15 protein-coding genes are annotated in these 18361 nt (G+C 65.2%); 6 read left to right on the plus strand and 9 right to left on the minus strand.

Annotated features, from left to right (window positions below; translation table 11 throughout):
- Position 1 precedes the first annotated feature (1 nt).
- Positions 2-1348 carry a glutathione-disulfide reductase gene (gene gor, locus RIA72_RS09110; RefSeq protein ID WP_350031867.1) on the minus strand — a complete coding sequence of 449 codons (1347 nt, stop codon included), beginning with the start codon at positions 1346-1348 and terminating at the stop codon, positions 2-4.
- A 109-nt stretch (positions 1349-1457) separates the two neighbouring features.
- The gene (gene pgi, locus RIA72_RS09115) at positions 1458-2963 is read right to left on the minus strand and encodes a glucose-6-phosphate isomerase (protein WP_350031868.1); all 1506 of its coding nucleotides are present in this window, start codon (positions 2961-2963) and stop codon (positions 1458-1460) included.
- 138 nt (positions 2964-3101) lie between these two features.
- On the opposite strand from pgi, the gene lepB reads away from it, so the two are divergent.
- From lepB to era, 3 genes are read left to right on the plus strand one after another with little or no spacing between them, the layout of a single operon-like run.
- On the plus strand, positions 3102-3983 hold the full coding sequence (gene lepB / locus RIA72_RS09120; protein ID WP_350031869.1) for a signal peptidase I: 882 nt from the start codon (positions 3102-3104) through the stop codon (positions 3981-3983).
- Positions 3980-4660: a ribonuclease III gene (gene rnc / locus RIA72_RS09125; protein ID WP_350031870.1), complete on the plus strand. Its 681-nt coding sequence runs from the start codon at positions 3980-3982 to the stop codon at positions 4658-4660. The genes lepB and rnc overlap by 4 nt, the downstream gene beginning before the upstream one ends.
- Complete coding sequence (gene era, locus RIA72_RS09130) at positions 4657-5550, plus strand: GTPase Era (RefSeq protein WP_350031871.1); 894 nt, start codon at positions 4657-4659, stop codon at positions 5548-5550. Before rnc ends, era begins: the two co-directional genes overlap by 4 nt.
- 30 nt (positions 5551-5580) lie before the next feature.
- On the opposite strand, the gene RIA72_RS09135 is transcribed toward era, so the two are convergent.
- From RIA72_RS09135 to plsY, 6 genes are all read right to left on the minus strand, one after another.
- On the minus strand, positions 5581-6594 hold the full coding sequence (locus RIA72_RS09135) for an alpha/beta fold hydrolase (RefSeq protein ID WP_350031872.1): 1014 nt from the start codon (positions 6592-6594) through the stop codon (positions 5581-5583).
- 254 nt (positions 6595-6848) lie between these two features.
- A complete protein-coding gene (gene topA, locus RIA72_RS09140) occupies positions 6849-9398 on the minus strand; it encodes a type I DNA topoisomerase (RefSeq protein WP_350031873.1) in 2550 nt (849 codons plus the stop codon).
- 102 nt (positions 9399-9500) lie between these two features.
- Complete coding sequence (locus RIA72_RS09145; RefSeq protein WP_350031874.1) at positions 9501-10493, minus strand: hypothetical protein; 993 nt, start codon at positions 10491-10493, stop codon at positions 9501-9503.
- Between the two features lie 125 nt (positions 10494-10618).
- Positions 10619-12184 (minus strand): VWA domain-containing protein, encoded by a 1566-nt coding sequence (locus RIA72_RS09150; RefSeq protein ID WP_350031875.1) that lies wholly within the window; start codon positions 12182-12184, stop codon positions 10619-10621.
- A 115-nt stretch (positions 12185-12299) separates the two neighbouring features.
- On the minus strand, positions 12300-13382 hold the full coding sequence (gene dprA / locus RIA72_RS09155; RefSeq protein WP_350031876.1) for a DNA-processing protein DprA: 1083 nt from the start codon (positions 13380-13382) through the stop codon (positions 12300-12302).
- Positions 13379-13981 (minus strand): glycerol-3-phosphate 1-O-acyltransferase PlsY, encoded by a 603-nt coding sequence (gene plsY, locus RIA72_RS09160; protein ID WP_350031877.1) that lies wholly within the window; start codon positions 13979-13981, stop codon positions 13379-13381. Before plsY ends, dprA begins: the two co-directional genes overlap by 4 nt.
- A gap of 146 nt (positions 13982-14127) precedes the next feature.
- Between plsY and murI the strand changes: the two genes are divergently transcribed.
- From murI to RIA72_RS09175, 3 genes are all read left to right on the plus strand, one after another.
- A complete protein-coding gene (murI, locus tag RIA72_RS09165) occupies positions 14128-14934 on the plus strand; it encodes a glutamate racemase (protein WP_350031878.1) in 807 nt (268 codons plus the stop codon).
- A gap of 136 nt (positions 14935-15070) precedes the next feature.
- On the plus strand, positions 15071-16285 hold the full coding sequence (hemA, locus tag RIA72_RS09170) for a 5-aminolevulinate synthase (RefSeq protein ID WP_350031879.1): 1215 nt from the start codon (positions 15071-15073) through the stop codon (positions 16283-16285).
- A 140-nt stretch (positions 16286-16425) separates the two neighbouring features.
- Positions 16426-17706, plus strand: coding sequence for a YceI family protein (locus RIA72_RS09175; protein ID WP_350031880.1), 1281 nt, complete (start codon positions 16426-16428; stop codon positions 17704-17706).
- A gap of 2 nt (positions 17707-17708) precedes the next feature.
- Here RIA72_RS09175 and RIA72_RS09180 read toward each other — a convergent pair whose 3' ends face one another.
- Entirely contained in the window at positions 17709-18356 is a 648-nt protein-coding gene (locus RIA72_RS09180; protein WP_350032094.1) for a class I SAM-dependent methyltransferase, read from the minus strand.
- Positions 18357-18361 lie beyond the last annotated feature (5 nt).

Raw genomic sequence — 18361 nt, forward strand, 5'->3', positions numbered from 1 at the left:
CCTATTTCAGCAGCACCAACTCTTCCGCCATGCTCGGATGCAGCGCGATGGTGGCGTCAAAATCGGCCTTGGTCAGCCCCGCCTTCACCGCAATTGCAGCGGCCTGCAAAATCTCCGGCGCATCGGGCCCGATCATGTGCAGGCCGACGACCTGATCGGTCGCCTCGTCGACGATCATCTTGTAGAGCGCGCGCTCATTGCGGCCCGCCAGCACATTTTTCATCGCGCGAAAATCGCTGGTATAAGTGCGGACCGTGCCCAGCTTGTTGCGCGCCTCCGCCTCGGTCATCCCGACCGCACCGATCGGCGGATGGCAAAACACTGCGCTCGGCACATTGCGATAGTCAACAACGGTAGGCTTGCCGCCATAAACGCTGTCGGCAAAGGCCTGCCCCTCACGGATCGCAACGGGGGTCAGCTGGATGCGATCGGTCACATCGCCGACAGCGTAGATGCTGGGGACCGACGACTGGTTCGTATCATCGACCTTGATCGCGCCCTTTGCGTCGAGTTCGACCCCGACATCTTCCAACCCCAATCCCTTGGTGTTGGGGACGCGGCCTGTGGCGATCAGCACCGCGTCGGCATCGATCGGGTCGCAATTGCCGAGATGGACGGTGAGCGATCCGTCCTTCTTTTCCTCGATCGACTGGAAGGGCGCGTTGAATTTGAACTCGATGCCCTTGGTCATCGAAATCTGGAGCAGACGGTCACGGATCTGCTCGTCATAGCCGCGCAGGATCGTATCGCCGCGATTGACGATCGTGACCTTGCTGCCGAACTCGTTGAAGATGCCGGCAAATTCATTGGCGATATAGCCGCCGCCGGCAATCACGATCCGCGACGGCAATTTGTCGAGATGGAAAACCTCGTTCGAGGTGATCGCATGTTCGCTGCCGGGAAATTCGGGGACAAAGGGCCAACCGCCGGTCGCGATCAGAATACGCTCCGCCGTAATGTCCTGACCGTCGGCGAGCTTGACCTTTTGCGGTCCTACGACCGTCGCCCGGCTCTTGAACAAGGTGACTTTGTGATTGTCGAGCGTCTGGCCATAGAGGCCTTCGAGCCGCGTCACTTCGTTCAGCACATTGTCGCGCAGCCGGTCCCAGTCGAATTTGCAGTCGGGCACGTCCCAGCCGAACTGCCGCGCGTCCTTCAGATCCTCGGCGAAATGGGCGCCATAAACGAGCAGCTTTTTGGGAACGCACCCCCGGATGACGCAGGTTCCCCCCACCCGATGTTCCTCCGCCACCGCCACGCGCGCGCCATAGGAGGCGGCGACGCGGCTCGCGCGCACCCCGCCCGAACCCGCGCCGATGACAAAGAGATCGAAATCGAATTTACGCATGGGGCCCCCAATTTTCCGGTCCGGGTGAAATACGGTTCAAGGCCCCATGTGGTTACGCGCCGCCGCCTTGCCAACTGCAAATTGCGCCCGGCGAGGCATGGTGCGCCGGTCAATCGCCCATTGCAGCGTCCATCAACGCCCGCGTTGCGGGATCGAATTCGATCGTGCCTTCGGCCAGACCCTTTGCCATTTCCTTGCCCAGTTCGACCCCGAACTGGTCGAACGGGTTGATGCCAAGCAGCACGGCGTTGGCAAATGTGCGATGCTCGTAGAAAGCGATCAGCGCCCCCAGGCTGCGCGGCGTCACCTGATCGAGCAGGATCGTCGTCGAAGGCCGGTCGCCCGGATAGTGGCGCGCGCCATCGTCGCTCGCCCGCCCGGTCATCAACGCGGCGCCCTGCGCGATGCAATTGGCAACGAGCGTTTCGTGGTGCGCATCGTCGAGCAGATGGTCGGGCTCGCGCGCGACGATGAACTCCACGGGGGTCAGATGCGTGCCCTGATGAAGCAGCTGAAACACCGCATGTTGCGCATCGGTGCCGACGCCGCCCCAGGTGATCGGCGCACTTGCGCGGCCCAGCGGGGCGCCGTCCAGCGTCACCGATTTGCCGTTCGATTCCATTTCGAGCTGTTGCAGATAGTCCGGGAGCAGCCGCAGCCGCTCGTCATACGCAAACACCGCACGTGTCTGGGCCCCCAGCCGGTTGGCGTAAAGCTGGTCGGCAAAAGCAGCGAGCAGGCAGACGTTATCGGCGCCCTCGGCAAGCCGGAAATGCCGGTCCATCTCCGCCGCGCCTTCCAGCAGGTCAGCAAAGGCATCCCAGCCGAGCGCAAGTGCGGCGGGAAAGCCGATCGACGACCAGAGCGAATAGCGCCCGCCCACGGTTTCGCTGAACGGCAGAATGCGCGTTTCGTCGATCCCCCATTCCATTGCGCGGTCGGGCTTGGCGGTGAGCGCGATAAAGCGGCCGAGGGGATCGTCAACGCCCGCCTCGTCGAGCCATTGGAGCGCCGAATTGGCGTTGAGCAAAGTTTCGGTTGTGGTGAAGGTTTTGGAGGCGACCGCGACGAGCGTGTGTTCGGGGCTGAACCGGGCGAAGGCTTCGTCAAGCGCCGCGCCGTCGACATTGGACACCACCGCGACATCATACCGGTCGCTATGACGGCCAAGCGCATCGACGAGCAGATCGGGACCCAGCGCCGACCCGCCGATGCCGATATGGAGCAGATGGCGGATTTCGCCAAAGGCTCCGGCCTCGATCGCGTCGATCATCATCCGCATCCGCTGGTGCAGCGCCTGCGCGACATGCACCGACTCAGGCGCACCATCGCCACGTTCGGCGCTGTGCTCGGCGGCGCGATTCTCGGTCGGATTGGCGATGCCTCCCGAAAAGAGCGTCTTGCGCCGCCCGCCAAAATCCTGTGCCTCGGCAAGTCCCGACAGGATCGCGATCGCCTCGCCGTCGAGGTGCGTCTTGGCGAAATCGAAACGTATGTCGGCGACGTTGCGGACCAGTACTTGCAACCGCGCTTTGGGGTCGGCGGCGATCAGCTCGGCAAGCTTTCGGGGTTGCCAGTCGGCAAGGGCCTGCCAAATGTCTGATGCGGTTGTCATAGGAACGTCCTTCTTTTCCGCTCGGCACGAACGGGGTGCCATGTCGGCTCTTTCTCTAGGCCTGCCGTCCGCACCGCGCCAGCGTCATCCGCCGATATTTGCTTGACGTGGTAACCTATTCATCGCCAATGCCGCGGCATGACCGAAGCCAGTATCGCCGCCGATAATTCGCCCTCCCCCTCCGCGCCGACGCCCGCCCCGGCATCGGCCAAGGAAGAGGCGGTCGACACCGTGCGCTTTCTTGCATTACTCGCGGTCGCCGTTCTTGTTTTTCGCAGCTTTTTTCTGTCGCCGTTCAACATCCCGTCGGAGTCGATGCAGCCGCGCCTGCTGATTGGCGACTATCTGCTCGTCAACAAAATGGCCTACGGCTATTCGAAATACAGCCTGCCGTTCAGCGTGCCATTGATCCCGGGCCGGATATTTCCGCGCACGCCCGAACGCGGCGATGTCGTCGTGTTCAAGGCGCCGCCGACCGCCGACAATGATTATATCAAGCGCGTCATCGGCCTGCCCGGCGATAGCGTCGAGCTGCGCGACGGTATCGTCTGGCTGAATGGCCAGCCCCTGCCCCGCGTACCGATGCCCGATTTCGTGATTCCGGTGACGCCGAACATGGTCGACGCCGCGCGCGCCACCGGCACGCTCCCCTGTTATGCGATGGAGTTCGAGGAAGTGGGGGCCGACGGGCAGCGCCAGTGCCGGTACCCGCAATTTCGCGAAACATTGCCGAACGGCAAGAGCTACGCGATTCTCGACATCACGACGATCGCCGAGGACAATATGCCGCTGACCGTCGTGCCCGACGGGCATTTGTTCCTGATGGGCGACAATCGCGACCGCAGCGCCGACAGCCGTTTCCCCGCGATGGAGAACCAGGGCATCGGTTTGGTTCCCGAAGAAAATCTGGTCGGCCACGCGCTCGTGGGAATGTTCTCGACCGACGGGTCGGCAAGCTGGTTCAATCCGATCAGCTGGTTCACCGCCGCGCGCTGGGATCGCATCGGGGACGGTTTTTGAGCGAGGCTCTCGACACCGCGGCGCTCGCCGGGATCATCGGCGCCGCGCCGGACGACGTGACGCTCTATGACCTCGCGCTCACCCACGGCAGCACCGGACGCGCCGATTATCAGCGGCTGGAGTTCCTGGGCGACCGCGTGCTCGGGCTCGTCCTGGCGTCCGAACTCTTCCGCCGCTTTCCCGACGCCAGCGAGGGCGAGATGTCGTCGCGGCTGCATGTGCTCGCATCGGGTGCAACCTGCGCCGCGGTCTCGCAGCGTCTCGACCTTCCCGCACTGATCCGCTTTGGCGCGCAGGCGCGCAACGACGGCGGGCGCCATAGCGACAATATCGCCGCCGACGTCATCGAGGCGCTGATCGGCGCCATCTATCTCGACCGCGGCATGGATGCGGCGCGCGATTTCATTGTCGCGCATTGGGGCGCGATGATCGACGGGCAACAGGCGGCGCCCAAGCACCCCAAGGCTGCGCTTCAGGAATGGGCCCTCGCGCGGGGGCGTCGCCCGCCCGAATATGAAATCGTCGCGCGGGAGGGGCCCGACCATGCCCCGCGCTTCCGCGTCGCGGTGCGCATCGGAAAGCTCGCGTACGCCGAGGCCGAAGGCGCGAGCAAGCAGTCGGCCGAAAAGGCCGCGGCGGCGGCGCTGCTCGCCGAACTCGAAGGACAGGAAAAATGACGCAGCATTGCGGTTTCGTCGCCGTCGTCGGCGCCCCCAATGCGGGCAAATCAACCCTCGTCAACGCGCTCGTCGGTCAGAAGGTCGCGATCGTCAGCCCCAAGGCGCAGACGACACGCACGCGGCTGATGGGCGTTGCGATGGAGGGCGAAACGCAGATCATCCTGATCGACACCCCCGGGATCTTTGCGCCGAACCGCCGGCTCGACCGCGCAATGGTTGCCGCCGCCTGGGGCAGCCTGGAGGAAGCCGAGGCGATCCTGGTGATGGTCGATGCCGCAGCCAAGCTGACGGGGCGCGTCGAGCGCGTGCTGGAGGGGGTCGCGGGGCGGCCGGAGAAGAAATATCTCGTCCTCAACAAGGTCGACCTTGTGAAGAAGGACACGCTGCTCACAATAGCCACCGAGCTCAATTCGCGGCTCGCCTTCGACGAAACCTTCTTCATCGCGGCGAGCAGCGGTGATGGCGTCCCCGAACTCAAGACGCATCTCGCCGCGCTGATGCCCGAGGGGCCGTGGCACTTCCCCGAAGACGAGGTCAGCGACGCGCCCGAGCGTATGCTCGCCGCCGAAATCACCCGCGAGCAACTCTATCGTCAGCTCCACGAAGAACTGCCCTACCAATCGACCGTCGAGACCGAACTCTTCAAGACGCGTCCCGACGGCAGCGCCGAAATCCACCAGCAAATCTATGTCGCGCGCGACAACCAGCGCGCGATCGTGCTCGGCAAGGGAGGCAGCCGGATCAAGGAAATCGGCGCCAAGGCCCGCGCCGAACTCGCCGAGTTGATGGGGCGCAAGGTCCACCTGTTCCTGCACGTCAAGGTGAAGGAAAATTGGGACGAGGACCGCAGCGTCTACCGCGACATGGGGCTCGATTGGGTCGATTGACGCGTTTCGTCGACTACCTCGCCTGAAGGTTTAGAGCCGCCGGCAATCGTCCGGCGGCGCCTGTCCGTCGAAGCGCGCGGAGATCCACGCCAGCGTGTCGCCCGTCGCATTCCCGCGCGCGCTGTCGATGTGGCCGCCGCCAGGTATTTCGATCCAGCGGAGCGGCGTGCGGCGCTTGCACACGGCCTTGGCGAAGGTTCGGGTGACCGCGGGGGCGACGATCGTGTCCTTGGTGCCTTGGGCGATGAGCAGTGGCCCCGGCACGTTCGCGGGATCGACGCTGTTCGCTCGCATCGTCGCGGCAAAGGGTTGAAGCCGCGTGACATCCTTGCGCTTCACCGCCTGCCGCACCGCGAGGATGCCGAGGATCGTGCCGAGCTTCGGCTTGTTGTGCAGCTCGATGCAATTATTCTCCGCCAGGCGCCGGATCACGCCCTGCGTCGATTTGTTGGTGAAGCCGTCGAGCGAATAGCCGAAATGCTGCGACCAGCTGTGGAGCGTGAAGGCGAGCAGCATCGCGCGCGCATTGGCGTCGCTAGCCTGCCGCATGTTCGCGGCGAGGTCGGTCGGCGGCGCGGCGGCGGCGGTCCCCACGAGCGTCAGGTCGGGCGCATAGTGGCGCGCCGAGGCGGCGGTCCAAAGCGCGGCGTGTCCGCCCTGCGATTCGCCCCACAGCGCAAATCGGCTGCCCGCCGCGGCGCCCGAAATGCCGCGCGCCGCGCGCACGGCATCGAGCACCGAATGAGCGGTGTCGGTCCCGACCAGATAGGGGTGCGGCATCGCACTGCCCAGCCCCGGATAGTCGGGCGCGACGACCACGTAATTTTGCGCGATCATGTCGGCGAGTCCCGGTGTCGCGTCGTAAAATCCGGCGCTGTTCGACGGCGCGCATTTTTCGACCACCCCTGATGTGCCGTGCGCCCAGGCGATCACGCGGCGCGGTTGGCGCGGCATTGCCTCGCGCGGCGCGACGACCATACCCGTCACCTGCTGCGGGCTACCGGCGCCATTACTCGTCCAGTAGCGGATGCGCCATGCCTGCATTCCGGCGGGAGTATCGACGACCGGGTCGGCGGATATGAGAGCGCCGACCTGTTGGGCGGACGCTGACGACGCGAGCGCAAGCAAGGATGCAGCACAGACAGCGAGCAAAGACCGCATACACAAATTCTCCCCGTTTTGCAGGGAGGCTATCATATGCAAACCACAGCGTCATCCCGGCGAAGGCCGGGATCTCTATGGTGCGTCAGGCCAGGACGGCGAGATCCCGGCTTTCGCCGGGATGACGTTAGAGCTGGCTACTCCGCCGCAGCCTTCTTTTTCGCGGGCGCTTTCTTCGCTGTCGCCTTCTTGGCAGGTGCCTTCTTCTTCGCCGCAGTCTTCTTGCCCTTCGCCGGTCCCTTGGCGGCGCGCGCGTCGATCAGTGCGATTGCTTCCTCCTCGGTCAGCGCATCGGGCTCAACCGTCTTGGGCAGCGTCGCATTGGTCGTTCCGTCGGTGACGTAGGGGCCAAAGCGCCCCGCCATCAACTTTATCTCGCCGCCGCTCGTCGGATGCGCACCAAAGGTCTTGAGCGGCTCGGCCTTCGCACGCCCACGCCCACCGCCGTTCGCGGCATCGGCAATGCGCGCGACCGCCGCGTTCATGCCGATCTCGAAAATCTCGGCCGTACCCGTCAATTTCGCATATTTGCCGTCGTGGAGCAGATAGGGGCCATAGCGCCCAAGGCCCGCGACGATCGGCTTGCCCGTTTCAGGGTGCATGCCGACGTCGCGCGGCAGGCTCAAAAGCCGTAGCGCATAATTGAGGTCGAAATCTTCGGCCGCTATGTCCCTGGGGATCGACGAGCGCTTCGCTTCCTTGCCCTCACCGAGCTGGATATAGGGGCCAAAGCGTCCGCTGCGTTTCGTCACTTCCAGCCCGCTTGCGGGGTCGATGCCCAGCGTTTCGGGACCGGTATCGGCCTCGCCATTGCCGCCCGGCTGCGCGAATTTGCGGGTGAACTTGCACTCGGGATAGTTGCTGCACGCGATGAACGGCCCGAACTTGCCGCCGCGCAGCGCGAGCCGCCCGGTGCCGCAATTGGGACAGACGCGCGGGTCGCTGCCGTCACCCTTGTCGGGGAAGAGATAAGGGCCGAGAAATTCGTCGAGCGCGGCGGTAATCTCCGACGGTTTCTGCTCCATCACCTCGCCGGTGCGCGGCTTGAAATCGCGCCAGAAACGGTCGAGAACCGCCTGCCACTGCGCCCGGCCGCCCGATACGTCGTCGAGCTCTTCCTCCAGCCCGGCGGTAAAATCATACTCGACATAACGTTCGAAGAAGCGTTCGAGGAACGCCGTCAGCAACCGTCCGCTCTCTTCGGGGAGAAAGCGGTTCTTTTCGACGCGCACATAGGCGCGGTCCTTGAGCACCTGAAGGATCGAGGCATAGGTCGACGGCCGCCCGATGCCGAGTTCCTCCATCTTCTTGACGAGGCTTGCCTCCGAGTAGCGCGGTGGCGGCTGGGTCTCGTGGCGCTCGACTTCGACGCCCGTTTTTGCAGGCGCATCACCCTTCGCCATCGCCGGGAGCAGGCGCGCGTCCTCGTCCTCAGCGTCGTCGCGTCCTTCGTCGTAAAGCGCGAGGAAGCCAGGGAATTTCACCACCTGTCCCGTCGCGCGCAGCATCGTCCTGCCGGTGCCGTCGGACAGATCGACGCTGGTGCGCTCAAGGCGCGCCGACGCCATCTGGCTCGCGAGCGCGCGCTTCCAGATGAGGTCGTAGAGCCGCGCATGATCGCCGCCGCCGACCTTGTCCTTGCCAAAGTCGGTCGGGCGGATCGCCTCGTGCGCTTCCTGCGCATTCTTCGCCTTGGTCTGATACTGGCGCGGCTTGTCGGGAACATAGCCGCCGTCGTAGCGGTCGGCGATCGCCTTGCGCGCCGCGCTGATCGCGCTGCCGTCCATCTGGACGCCGTCGGTTCGCATATAGGTGATCGCGCCGTCCTCATAGAGCGCCTGCGCGATCCGCATCGTGTGGCTGGCGGAGAAACCGAGCTTGCGCGCGGCCTCCTGTTGCAGGGTCGACGTGGTAAAGGGCGGCGGCGGATTGCGCGTGAGCGGCTTGGTCTCGACCGCATCGACGGTGAAATGACCGGCCTTTACATCGGCTTCAGCGGCGCGGGCATCGGCTTCGCTTCCGATCGACAGCCGCTCGATCTTGTCGCCCTTCCAACGCGACAGCCGGGCCTTGAACGGCGTGCCGCCCATTTCGAAGAGGCCGGTCACCGACCAATATTGCTGCGAGGCAAAAGCTTCAATCTCGCGTTCGCGTTCGACGACGAGGCGCAGCGCGACCGACTGGACGCGCCCCGCCGATTTGGCGCCAGGCAGCTTGCGCCACAGCACCGGCGACAGGGTGAAGCCGACCAGATAGTCGAGCGCGCGGCGCGCGCGATAGGCGTCGATCAGATCATCGTCGAGCCCGCGCGGATGCGCCATCGCGTCGGTGACGGCCTGCTTGGTGATCGCGTTGAACGTGACGCGGTCGACGACCTCCGGCAGCGCCTTTTTGCTGCGCAGCAATTCCTGAACATGCCAGCTGATCGCCTCACCCTCGCGATCGGGGTCGGTCGCGAGGATCAGGCGATCGGCGCCCTTGGCCGCGTCCGAAATTTCCTTCAGCCGTTTCGCCTTGTCGGGATAAAGCTGCCACTGCATCGCAAAGCCGTCGTCGGGATCGACCGACCCGTCCTTGGGCGGCAGGTCGCGCACATGGCCATAGCTTGCCAGCACCTTGAAATCGCGACCGAGATATTTCTCGATCGTTTTCGCCTTGGCGGGCGATTCCACAATCACCAATTGCATGAAAAAACTCGTTCCCCGAAAACTCTTGCGTACATGCGCGCGAGGGTTGCGGGCGCTCCGTCCTTCCGTCAAGGGAATTTAAGGAGCACCCGCAGGGGGATTTCAGCGCAATGCGCCCAGCCGTCCGGTAAGCAGCTCGTTCGCCAGGCTGGCGGCCTTGGCGGCGCCCTCTTCATAATTGCCGGGCTTGGCGGTGAACTGGAATTTTCGCGTCTTGCCAAAGCGCGGCAGTCCGATGCCCGCCGCAGCCGCAAGCCCGCCCGCAACATTCGCGGTCGATTGCACCGCCTTTTCGGTGCCGGTCGACGCGTCGCTCCGTTCGATGAAATCGCCCTCGACGCCGACCGGTGCCTTCACCGTGATCACCGCTTGTTTTCCGTTTGGCGCGATCAGCGTCATGCGCGAATAGTCCGCGGCGACCGAGAGCCCACTGTTCACTTCCAGCCCCTTGAAGCTGAAAAAGCCGGGGCGCTTCTGATCGGAAAAGTCGATCAGATAGACGACGTCGACGACACCGATGCCCGTTTGCTTGGCGTAGTTTGCAAGCGCCATGCCGACCTGGCTGCCGGTCATGTTGATTCCCATGCTGCTCATTCCCGATCCAGTAAAGTCGCCGGGGATCATCAATTGCGAAGGCAGCGCTGACGGCTTGTAAAAGGTCGCCTTGCCCTTGCTGCCCTTTTCGAGCGTGATGTTGATGTCGAGTGGCGCCTCCCGCGCCTTGGTCCTGGCGAGCGCGTCGTGCGCGAAAAGGTCGGCGGGCGTTTGCACAGCATAGCCGCGCGCTTCGAGCTGTGTAACCAAATCGGCATAGGCGGCATCGGTGATCGACTGCATCATTGCGGGCGTCACTCCGACAAGCTCGCTCTTTGCCTTGGTCGTACCGCCAAAGGCGCCCATCAACCCGCCGGTTTTCTGCGTCTGGTCGATCGATTCGAAAATAAAGCCGACATTGAAGGCGCCGATCGCCACGGTGGCGACGCCCTTGGCATTCGACGGGCCCGAAATCTTGACGGGCTCCTTGTCGCGAGCGGTGGCAATGACGGGCTGAACAAGCAGTGCGGCGGCGGCGATCGCCGACAGCAATTTTCGCATGGATATTCCCTCCGACCCCTCTCCCCGCCGTCGACCCCCCGACCGAAAAGAGAAGCTAATCGAAGCAACCCACGCCCCCGCATCGGACAGCTACGGGGGGATGTCAATGGGATGGCGTCATGCCATCAGCTGTTCTGCCACTTGAAATCGGCAGGAAGGATGCACTTGCCCGCATCATATTGGCCGACGCTACGGATGATCTCCCGCTCCTCAGGTTCGATCCGGCGACCACTGATCTGGCTGTCGATCACGCGGCGGACGAGCGCGTCGAGCCGGGTGACGAGGTAACAGTCGATCGCCGGCGGCGCGTGCGGATTGCCAACCCCGCTGTCGTCGGTCAGGAACAGATAGCGCGACTGCGTGGCGGCCGCCATCGCGCGCATCGCATATTCGGCCTTGTCGGCAACGCCCGACGCGGCGACGGGTGTGATGTGGATGCGCTTCGCGCGCGCCGCCTCGGCCGCCCGCCACGTCCGTCCGAGCTTGTCGTCGTGCGGCGGTGCGTCGGCGACGAGCAGCAGCGACTTGACCGCGTCGGCGCGCCAGTCCTGTCCGACCGCGCGGATGAGCGCCTGGTCCATGGCTTCGGGATAATCGCCGCCGCCATTCGCCTGTTGCCGCGCGAGCGCGCCCTGGACGCGCCCGATGTCGCGGTCGAACCCGACCGTCTGCGTCACATAATCGTCGCCGAGGTCGCGATAGAAGACGAAGCCTACGCGGATGTCGAGATCGCGGTGCTTGGCCGTGATCGCGCCGATGATTGATCGCAACTCGGCCTGCAAATATCGGATTTCGTCGCCCATGCTGCCCGTCGTGTCGATCACGAGCATCAGGTCGAGCTTGGACGCCTTGGTTGCTGCGCGGTTGGCGGTCAGCCCCACCTGTTGCCCGCCTGCGGCGTTGGTAACAAGCACGGGCCGCGCATCGGCGATGGTCCGCCCCGCCTGGCGCGCCGAAATGCTGATCCGCTCGCTCAGCCGGTCGAGGCCGGGAAAGAAGACCGCGCTGCCGTCGGCCTGTGTCGCCATCGTGATGCTGTTGCCGTCGCTGCACGTCACGACGACGTCGGCAAAGGGGATCGGCTGGCCGTTCCGGTCCTGCACCTTCACCGTGACGACGCGGGTGGTATCGACACGCGGCAGGTCGCGCACCTCCTGCCCCAGATTGCCGCTGCGGTTCACATAGGCGGCATAGAGTTCAGGGTTGAGCAGGTCGTCATGTTCGCCCGCGGTCAAAAGACCCGCCTGCGGTTGCGGCTGCGGATAGGGCCGCGGCGGATAGGGTGGCAGGATAGATCTGTCGGGGGTCGGGGTCGGCATGGAGGGCGGCGCGGCGCGCGCGCGCGATCCGGTGACGACGGCTTCGGCCGCCGCGCCCGCGCTGTCATAACCCGACGCCTCGGCCGTTGCCGTCGCTGAGATTGGCGGTGGGGGCGGAGGGGGCGCCGGGGGTGGCGGCGGAGCCATCGCCATATCGTCGCGGTCGCGCCGCCCCCGGTCTTCGGATTTGTGATCGCCCCCGGTCTGCCGGCGCGTGGTCGTTTCGGGTCCAAGCTGCGGCAGCGGCGCAGCGTTACGGCAATAGCTTTGCGCGCGATCGGCCGCCGGTTGGGCAATGGCAAGGGAAATGGGCGCTGGGGCGCTCGCCAGCACCGCTGCCATCGTGGCGCTTGTCAAAAGCCGGTGGCGCATCGTCCATCTCCCCACTCATGTAATACAATATCATCAGCCTGTCGCGAGGCCGCTGAACCGTGGCTGAACCGCGACCAGTGGATAGAGGGGCAGTCGCGCGGCGCTGTGCCGTACCTCACACGAGCGATATTTTAGCTCCGGCGTGGCGCTCGATCCGCCCGGCAAGCTCGAGTTCGAGCAGCACCAGTTGCACCGCCGCCGCGTCTTGCCCCGACTGGCGTACCAGTTCGTCGACAGCCACCGGCGTCGGGCCGAGCAGCTCGACAAGTGCGCGCCGCTCGCCCTCGGCCGGCTCGGCGACCGGCGCTGCTGCAAATGCGCAGCCAGTTTCGCGTACCATGCGCCGATCGATCGGACCGATCGCCTCGATCACATCATCGACCGTCTGGATCAATGTGGCGCCTTCGCGGATCAGCAGATTGCATCCCTGCGCACGCGGATCGAGCGGGGAGCCGGGCACCGCCATCACTTCGCGTCCGTAATCGCCCGCACGGCGCGCGGTGATCAGCGACCCGGACCGGGGCGCCGCTTCGATCACCACTGTGCCGTGCGCCAATCCCGCGATAATCCGGTTCCGCGAAGGGAAATGGCGCGCAAGCGGCTCGGTGCCCGGCGGCTGTTCGGCGATCAGCAACTGGTCGTACGCGATCTTTTCCTGAAGGGCTGCGTTTTCGGGCGGAAAAGCGATGTCGATCCCGCTCGCGATCACGCCCGCCGTCGCGCCGACGAGCGCACCGACATGCGCGGCCGTGTCGACTCCGCGCGCCAGACCGCTCACCACCGTCGCGCCCTGCCCTGCCAGATCGGCCGCGAGCTGGCGCGCAAAGCGGCATGCGGCCGCCGACGCGTTGCGCGCGCCCACAATGGCGACGCACGGCGCCCGGAGCATCGCCGTATCGCCGCGAACGACCAGCACGGGCGGAGCCCCCTCGACTTCGCGAAGCAGCGGCGAATAATCCTCTTCGTCGCAGAACAGGTGCCGCGCGCCGAGCGCCGCGACACGCTCGATCTCGCGTTCGGCGATTTCGGCGGGGGCGATCCGCGCCCTGCCCGCGCCGCCACGCAGCACGAGGTCGGGCAGAGCCGCCAGCGCCGCCTCGCCCGACCCGAAACGCTGCATCAGCTGGTGCCAGCTCACCGGGCCGACGTGCGGCGTGCGGATCAGCCGCAGCCGCGCCAGCCGTTCGGCATGGTTCACGCGCGCTCCCCGGCGCCGCCGACGCGCGGCTCGGTCCCGGCGCGCAGCCGCGCGATATTCTCGCGATGCCGCCAGAGGACAATCACCGCGAGGCCGGCGAGGCCGGCGCCGTAAACGGGGTAGCCAAGCGCAAAGGCGGCCGCCGGAGCCGACACCGCCCCCAGCATCCCGCCGAGGGACGAGATACGAAGAAGCAGAACCGCAGCAAGCCATACGCCCGCGAAAACCAGGCCGATGGGCCAGGCGAGCGCGAGCGCGAGGCCAAGCAATGTCGCGACGCCCTTGCCCCCGCGAAATTTGAGCCAGACGGGATAGCAATGGCCGATCATCGCCGCGGCCCCCGCGATCATTGCGGCGTGTTGGTCCAGTTCGGGTGCGAATTGGGGCGCGAGCAGCACGGCTGCGGCGCCCTTTGCCCCGTCGAGCAGCAAGGTGGCCGCGGCCAGCCCCTTGCGCCCCGTCCGCAACACGTTGGTCGCACCGATATTTCCCGACCCGATCTGGCGCAGGTCGCCCGCACCGAACAGGCGCGTCAGGATGATGCCGAAGGGGATGGAGCCCAGCAGATAGCCGCCGGCAATCAACAAATAGATGGTCATTACACTCCCCGCTGCCTTCGCGCCCCTTCTGGCCGGGTTGGCCGAAGCAATCAACGGATTCGCACATATCGCTATCCGAAACGGACAAAGCCGTCACCGCAGCCAAGACGATTGAGGGGCTTTGCATCGCCTGCTAGGCGGAGCCCATGCAGCCAACCGCCCCCGATGCCCCCATTCTTTTCTTCGACAGCGGCCTCGGCGGGCTGACGGTGCTCGGCCCCACGCGCCGCCTGCTACCAACCGCGCCGATCGTTTATGCCGCCGACTATGCAGGGCTGCCTTATGGCAAGAAGAGCGACGAGGAACTTGCCGCGCGCGTGCCTGCGCTGCTCGGTCGCCTTGCCGAACGCTATCAGCCACGGCTCGCGGTTATCGCCTGCAACACCGCCTCGACCATCGCGCTCGCGCATGTTCGCGCGGCGCTGGACCTACCGATCGTCGGGACCGTGCCAGCGATCAAGCCCGCGGCCGCGATGACAAGGACGGGCGTGATCGGGGTTCTGGGCACCGAAGCGACGGTGCGCCAGCCCTATGTCGACGATCTGAGCGCGCGCTTTGCAGGGGACAAGACGGTGCTTCGCCACGGCAGTCCCGGCCTCGTTACGGGCGCCGAAGCAAAGCTTCGCGGCGATCCGGTCGATCCGGAGGTGGTCGCGCGGGCGGTTGCGGGACTTCGCGACCAGCCGGGAGGCGAAGCGATCGACGTTGTCGTCCTTGCCTGTACCCATTTTCCGCTTTTGAAAGACGAACTCCAGTCGGGTTTCGGTCCCGGCGTCGCGCTGATCGACGGCGCCCCGGGCATCGCACGGCGCATCGCATATCTGACCGACGGGCAATCTTGGCCCAGTACGACAACCCCCGCAGCAGCGGTCTTTACGCGCAGCGATCAACGGCGTCCTCCCCCTCTCGAGGCGCTGGCGCCCTATGGCATCGGATCGATCGAAACGATTTGATGGGACAATCTGCCCCAGTGCTGCGAATCGTTCGCACTGGCCTTCGACCGCTTTCGGCGTTATTGGCCCCGATGTTAACAGCCGCCGGGGGAGCGGCGCCCGAAATTTGACTGGCACCTGACTGCGGGGCTGACACGTGAATTACAACGACATTTTCGCCCGTGCGATCGACCGCCTTCACGAAGAAGGGCGCTACCGCGTCTTCATCGACATCCTCCGCAACAAGGGCGCCTTTCCGAACGCGCGCTGCTTCGCCGGCCACAATGGGCCAAAGCCGATCACCGTCTGGTGCTCGAACGACTATCTCGCGATGGGCCAGCATCCGAAGGTCATCGAGGCGATGGAAGAGGCGCTGCACGACGTTGGCGCGGGATCGGGCGGCACGCGCAACATCGGCGGCAACACGCATTACCATGTCGATCTCGAACATGAACTTGCCGATCTGCACGGCAAGGATGGCGCACTGCTGTTCACATCGGGCTATATTTCGAACGAAGCGACGCTCGGCACGCTTGGCAAGCTGCTGCCGAACTGCATCATCTATTCGGACGAGCTCAATCACGCGTCGATGATCGCGGGCATCCGCAATTCGGGCTGCGAAAAGCGCGTGTGGCGCCACAATGACCTTGCGCATCTCGAAGAATTGCTCGCCGCCGACGATCCCGAAGCGGCCAAGCTGATCGCGTTCGAAAGCGTCTATTCGATGGACGGCGATGTCGCGCCGATCCACGCAATCTGCGATCTCGCCGAAAAACACAACGCGCTCACCTATTGCGACGAGGTCCATGCCGTCGGCATGTACGGCCCGCGCGGCGGCGGCATCACCGACCGCGACGAAGCGGCGCATCGCGTGACCATCATCGAAGGCACGCTGGGCAAGGCCTTCGGCGTGATGGGCGGCTATATCGCCGCTGAAAAGAATATCATCGACGTGATCCGATCCTATGCGCCCGGCTTCATCTTTACGACCAGCCTGTCGCCGGTGCTCGTCGCGGGCGTGCTCGCCAGCGTGCGGCACCTGAAGGCGTCGAGCGTCGAGCGCGACGCGCAACAGGCGGCCGCGGCCTATCTGAAGCAGTGTTTCCGTGACGCGGGGCTGCCTGTGATGGATTCGACGACGCATATCGTCCCGCTGATGGTCGGCGACCCGGTGCGCGCGAAGAAGATCAGCGACATTCTGCTCGCCGAATATGGCGTCTATGTGCAGCCGATCAATTTCCCGACCGTGCCGCGCGGCACCGAACGCCTGCGCTTCACGCCCGGCCCCGCGCACGACGAAGCGATGATGCGCGAGCTTACCGAGGCGCTGGTCGAAATCTGGGACCGGCTCGACATGCGCAAAGCGGCCTGAGCGGTCGATAGCGGTTTTCCGGTCCAACCCGGGCAAGACCGTTTCCACCCACGACGCGCGGTGCGGCGTCCGCTGCAGCGAAGGATGTCAAATCCTTTTGATACTTGTACAAATCCTGCAAAGAGCTACCAACTCCTCGCATGGGCGCCCCACGCTACAGCTACACCGCGGTAACACTACACTGGCTAATCGCCCTGCTGCTCGCTTTCCAGATTGCGCTCGGCTGGGCGCTCGAGGGCGATAACAGCCCCGAACTTTTCGCGCGCTATCAACTCCACAAGTCGGTGGGGATCGCCATCCTTCTGTTGAGCGTCGCGCGCCTTGCCGTCCGTTTCGTTTTTCCGCGACCGCCGGTATCCGATGGACCGGCGTGGACGCGCAGCCTCGCAGCGCTGGTCCACGGCCTTTTCTATGCAGTGATGATCGTCGGCCCAGTCACGGGCTGGCTGTTGGTATCGACCGCAAAGATGAAGGTTCCAACGCTGATCTTCGGCATCATCCCCTGGCCGCATCTCCCCGTCGGACGCGGCTGGCATGAACCGGCCGAAGCGATCCATGGCGCGATGGCGTGGCTTGCGATCGCGCTCTTCGTGCTGCATGTCGCGGGCGCGTTGCGCCATCAGTGGCTGCTCGGCAAACCCGAGCTTCAGCGGATGCTTCCTTGGGCGCGCGGCAGGGCCGCCGGGCACACCCTGATCGCGGTGGCCCTGGTTGGCGGCGCCTTTGCGGTTGGCGCGGCGGTCTATCCGGACCGCGAGCAAGCGGCTTCCGCGGAGCCAGCGCGCCCGGCTGCTTCGACGGCGGCGACACCCGCAACTGCCCCCTCCCCATTCCCTGCCGAGACGAACACGCCGGAAACCGGCGAAACATCCGAAGAGCCCACCGCCGCCGAGGCACCAAAGAAGGCGCAGCTTCAGCCGCTTGCCGGCTGGACGGTCGCGCCGGGCGGACGGCTCGGCTTTACGGCGCGCTGGAACGGCGAAGGGATCGAAGGTCGCTTTGAGCGTTGGCAATCGGCCATCCGCTTCAGCCCCGACGATCTGGCAAGGTCAAGCATTCGCGTCACGGTCGACCTTTCCTCGGTCGATACGGGCGACGGACAGCGCGACGATTCGTTGAGGGGCGCCGATTTCTTCGACACGGGGTCGCATCCGAAAGCGGTCTTCACCGCGCGCGACATCCGCCATCTCGACGGAGACCGTTATGAAGCGCGCGGTACGCTTGGCCTGCGCGGCGCAACCAACCCCGCAAGGGTAGGTTTCACTCTGCATATCGACGGCAATCGCGCGCGCGTTGCCGGAACCGCCCGGATCGACCGCACCGCCTTCGGAGTCGGTCAGGGCGAATGGGCGGCGACCGACGCCATCGCCGCGGCGGTTGATGTCGCCTTTTCGTTCAGCGCGACGCGCCCCGCGCCCTGACCCTATCGCGGCCGCCTGTCGAGCCGCAGCGACCAGGCGTAGCCGCGATAGAGGCGCGTAACGGACAGTGCCCCGCCCGCCTCGTTCGCGATGTCACGCGCCGTTTCGATCAGCGTTGCGCGCGGTTCGACATGAAAGCGGGCGAGCCAGCCGTGCAGCGCGGCGCGCCACCATCCGGGCAATTCCTCCTGCTGGCCGAAATCGACGATGTGGAGCGATCCGTGGGGCGGCAAGTGCCGCACCGCTTCGCGCATCGACCCCGGCCAGTCGGGGATCATCGACAGCGTATAGCTTTGAAAAATGCGGTCGAACGGGCCGATCCCGAACAGGCGCTCGGGATCGAAGCCCGTCGCATCGGCCTGGGCCACGCTGATCCGCCTCGAAAGGCCCGCCCGGGCAATCGACGCTCGCGCGCTCTTCAACATCTCGCCCGAAATATCGATGCCATAGAGGCGCGCGCCGGGCCAGCAGCGCGCGGCGGCAATCAGGTTGCGCCCCGTCCCGCAGCCGATTTCGAGAATGCGTCCGCCGACCGGCGGCGCCAGTTCGTCGATCAGCCGATCGCGGCCGAGCAGATAATATTTGCGGGTAAGGTCATAGATATGCCGCTGTCCGCGATAGACGCGATCCATCTGCGCGCCATGTCCCATTCCTT

This window comes from Sphingopyxis sp., from assembly GCF_040216815.1.
In the GTDB taxonomy this organism is placed as follows: Bacteria; Pseudomonadota; Alphaproteobacteria; order Sphingomonadales; family Sphingomonadaceae; genus Sphingopyxis.

Bases quoted from the DNA above. Each gene is read 5' to 3' on its own strand.
- RIA72_RS09150 (WP_350031875.1), bottom strand. From the start codon at position 12,184: ATGCGCCACCGGCTTTTGACAAGCGCCACGATGGCAGCGGTGCTGGCG.
- plsY (WP_350031877.1), bottom strand. From the start codon at position 13,981: ATGACCATCTATTTGTTGATTGCCGGCGGCTATCTGCTGGGCTCCATC.
- topA (WP_350031873.1), bottom strand. From the start codon at position 9,398: ATGCAATTGGTGATTGTGGAATCGCCCGCCAAGGCGAAAACGATCGAG.
- RIA72_RS09145 (WP_350031874.1), bottom strand. From the start codon at position 10,493: ATGCGAAAATTGCTGTCGGCGATCGCCGCCGCCGCACTGCTTGTTCAG.
- RIA72_RS09135 (WP_350031872.1), bottom strand. From the start codon at position 6,594: ATGCAGGCATGGCGCATCCGCTACTGGACGAGTAATGGCGCCGGTAGC.
- RIA72_RS09180 (WP_350032094.1), bottom strand. From the start codon at position 18,356: ATGGGACATGGCGCGCAGATGGATCGCGTCTATCGCGGACAGCGGCAT.
- RIA72_RS09175 (WP_350031880.1), top strand. From the start codon at position 16,426: ATGGGCGCCCCACGCTACAGCTACACCGCGGTAACACTACACTGGCTA.
- gor (WP_350031867.1), bottom strand. From the start codon at position 1,348: ATGCGTAAATTCGATTTCGATCTCTTTGTCATCGGCGCGGGTTCGGGC.
- era (WP_350031871.1), top strand. From the start codon at position 4,657: ATGACGCAGCATTGCGGTTTCGTCGCCGTCGTCGGCGCCCCCAATGCG.
- lepB (WP_350031869.1), top strand. From the start codon at position 3,102: ATGACCGAAGCCAGTATCGCCGCCGATAATTCGCCCTCCCCCTCCGCG.
- pgi (WP_350031868.1), bottom strand. From the start codon at position 2,963: ATGACAACCGCATCAGACATTTGGCAGGCCCTTGCCGACTGGCAACCC.
- murI (WP_350031878.1), top strand. From the start codon at position 14,128: ATGCAGCCAACCGCCCCCGATGCCCCCATTCTTTTCTTCGACAGCGGC.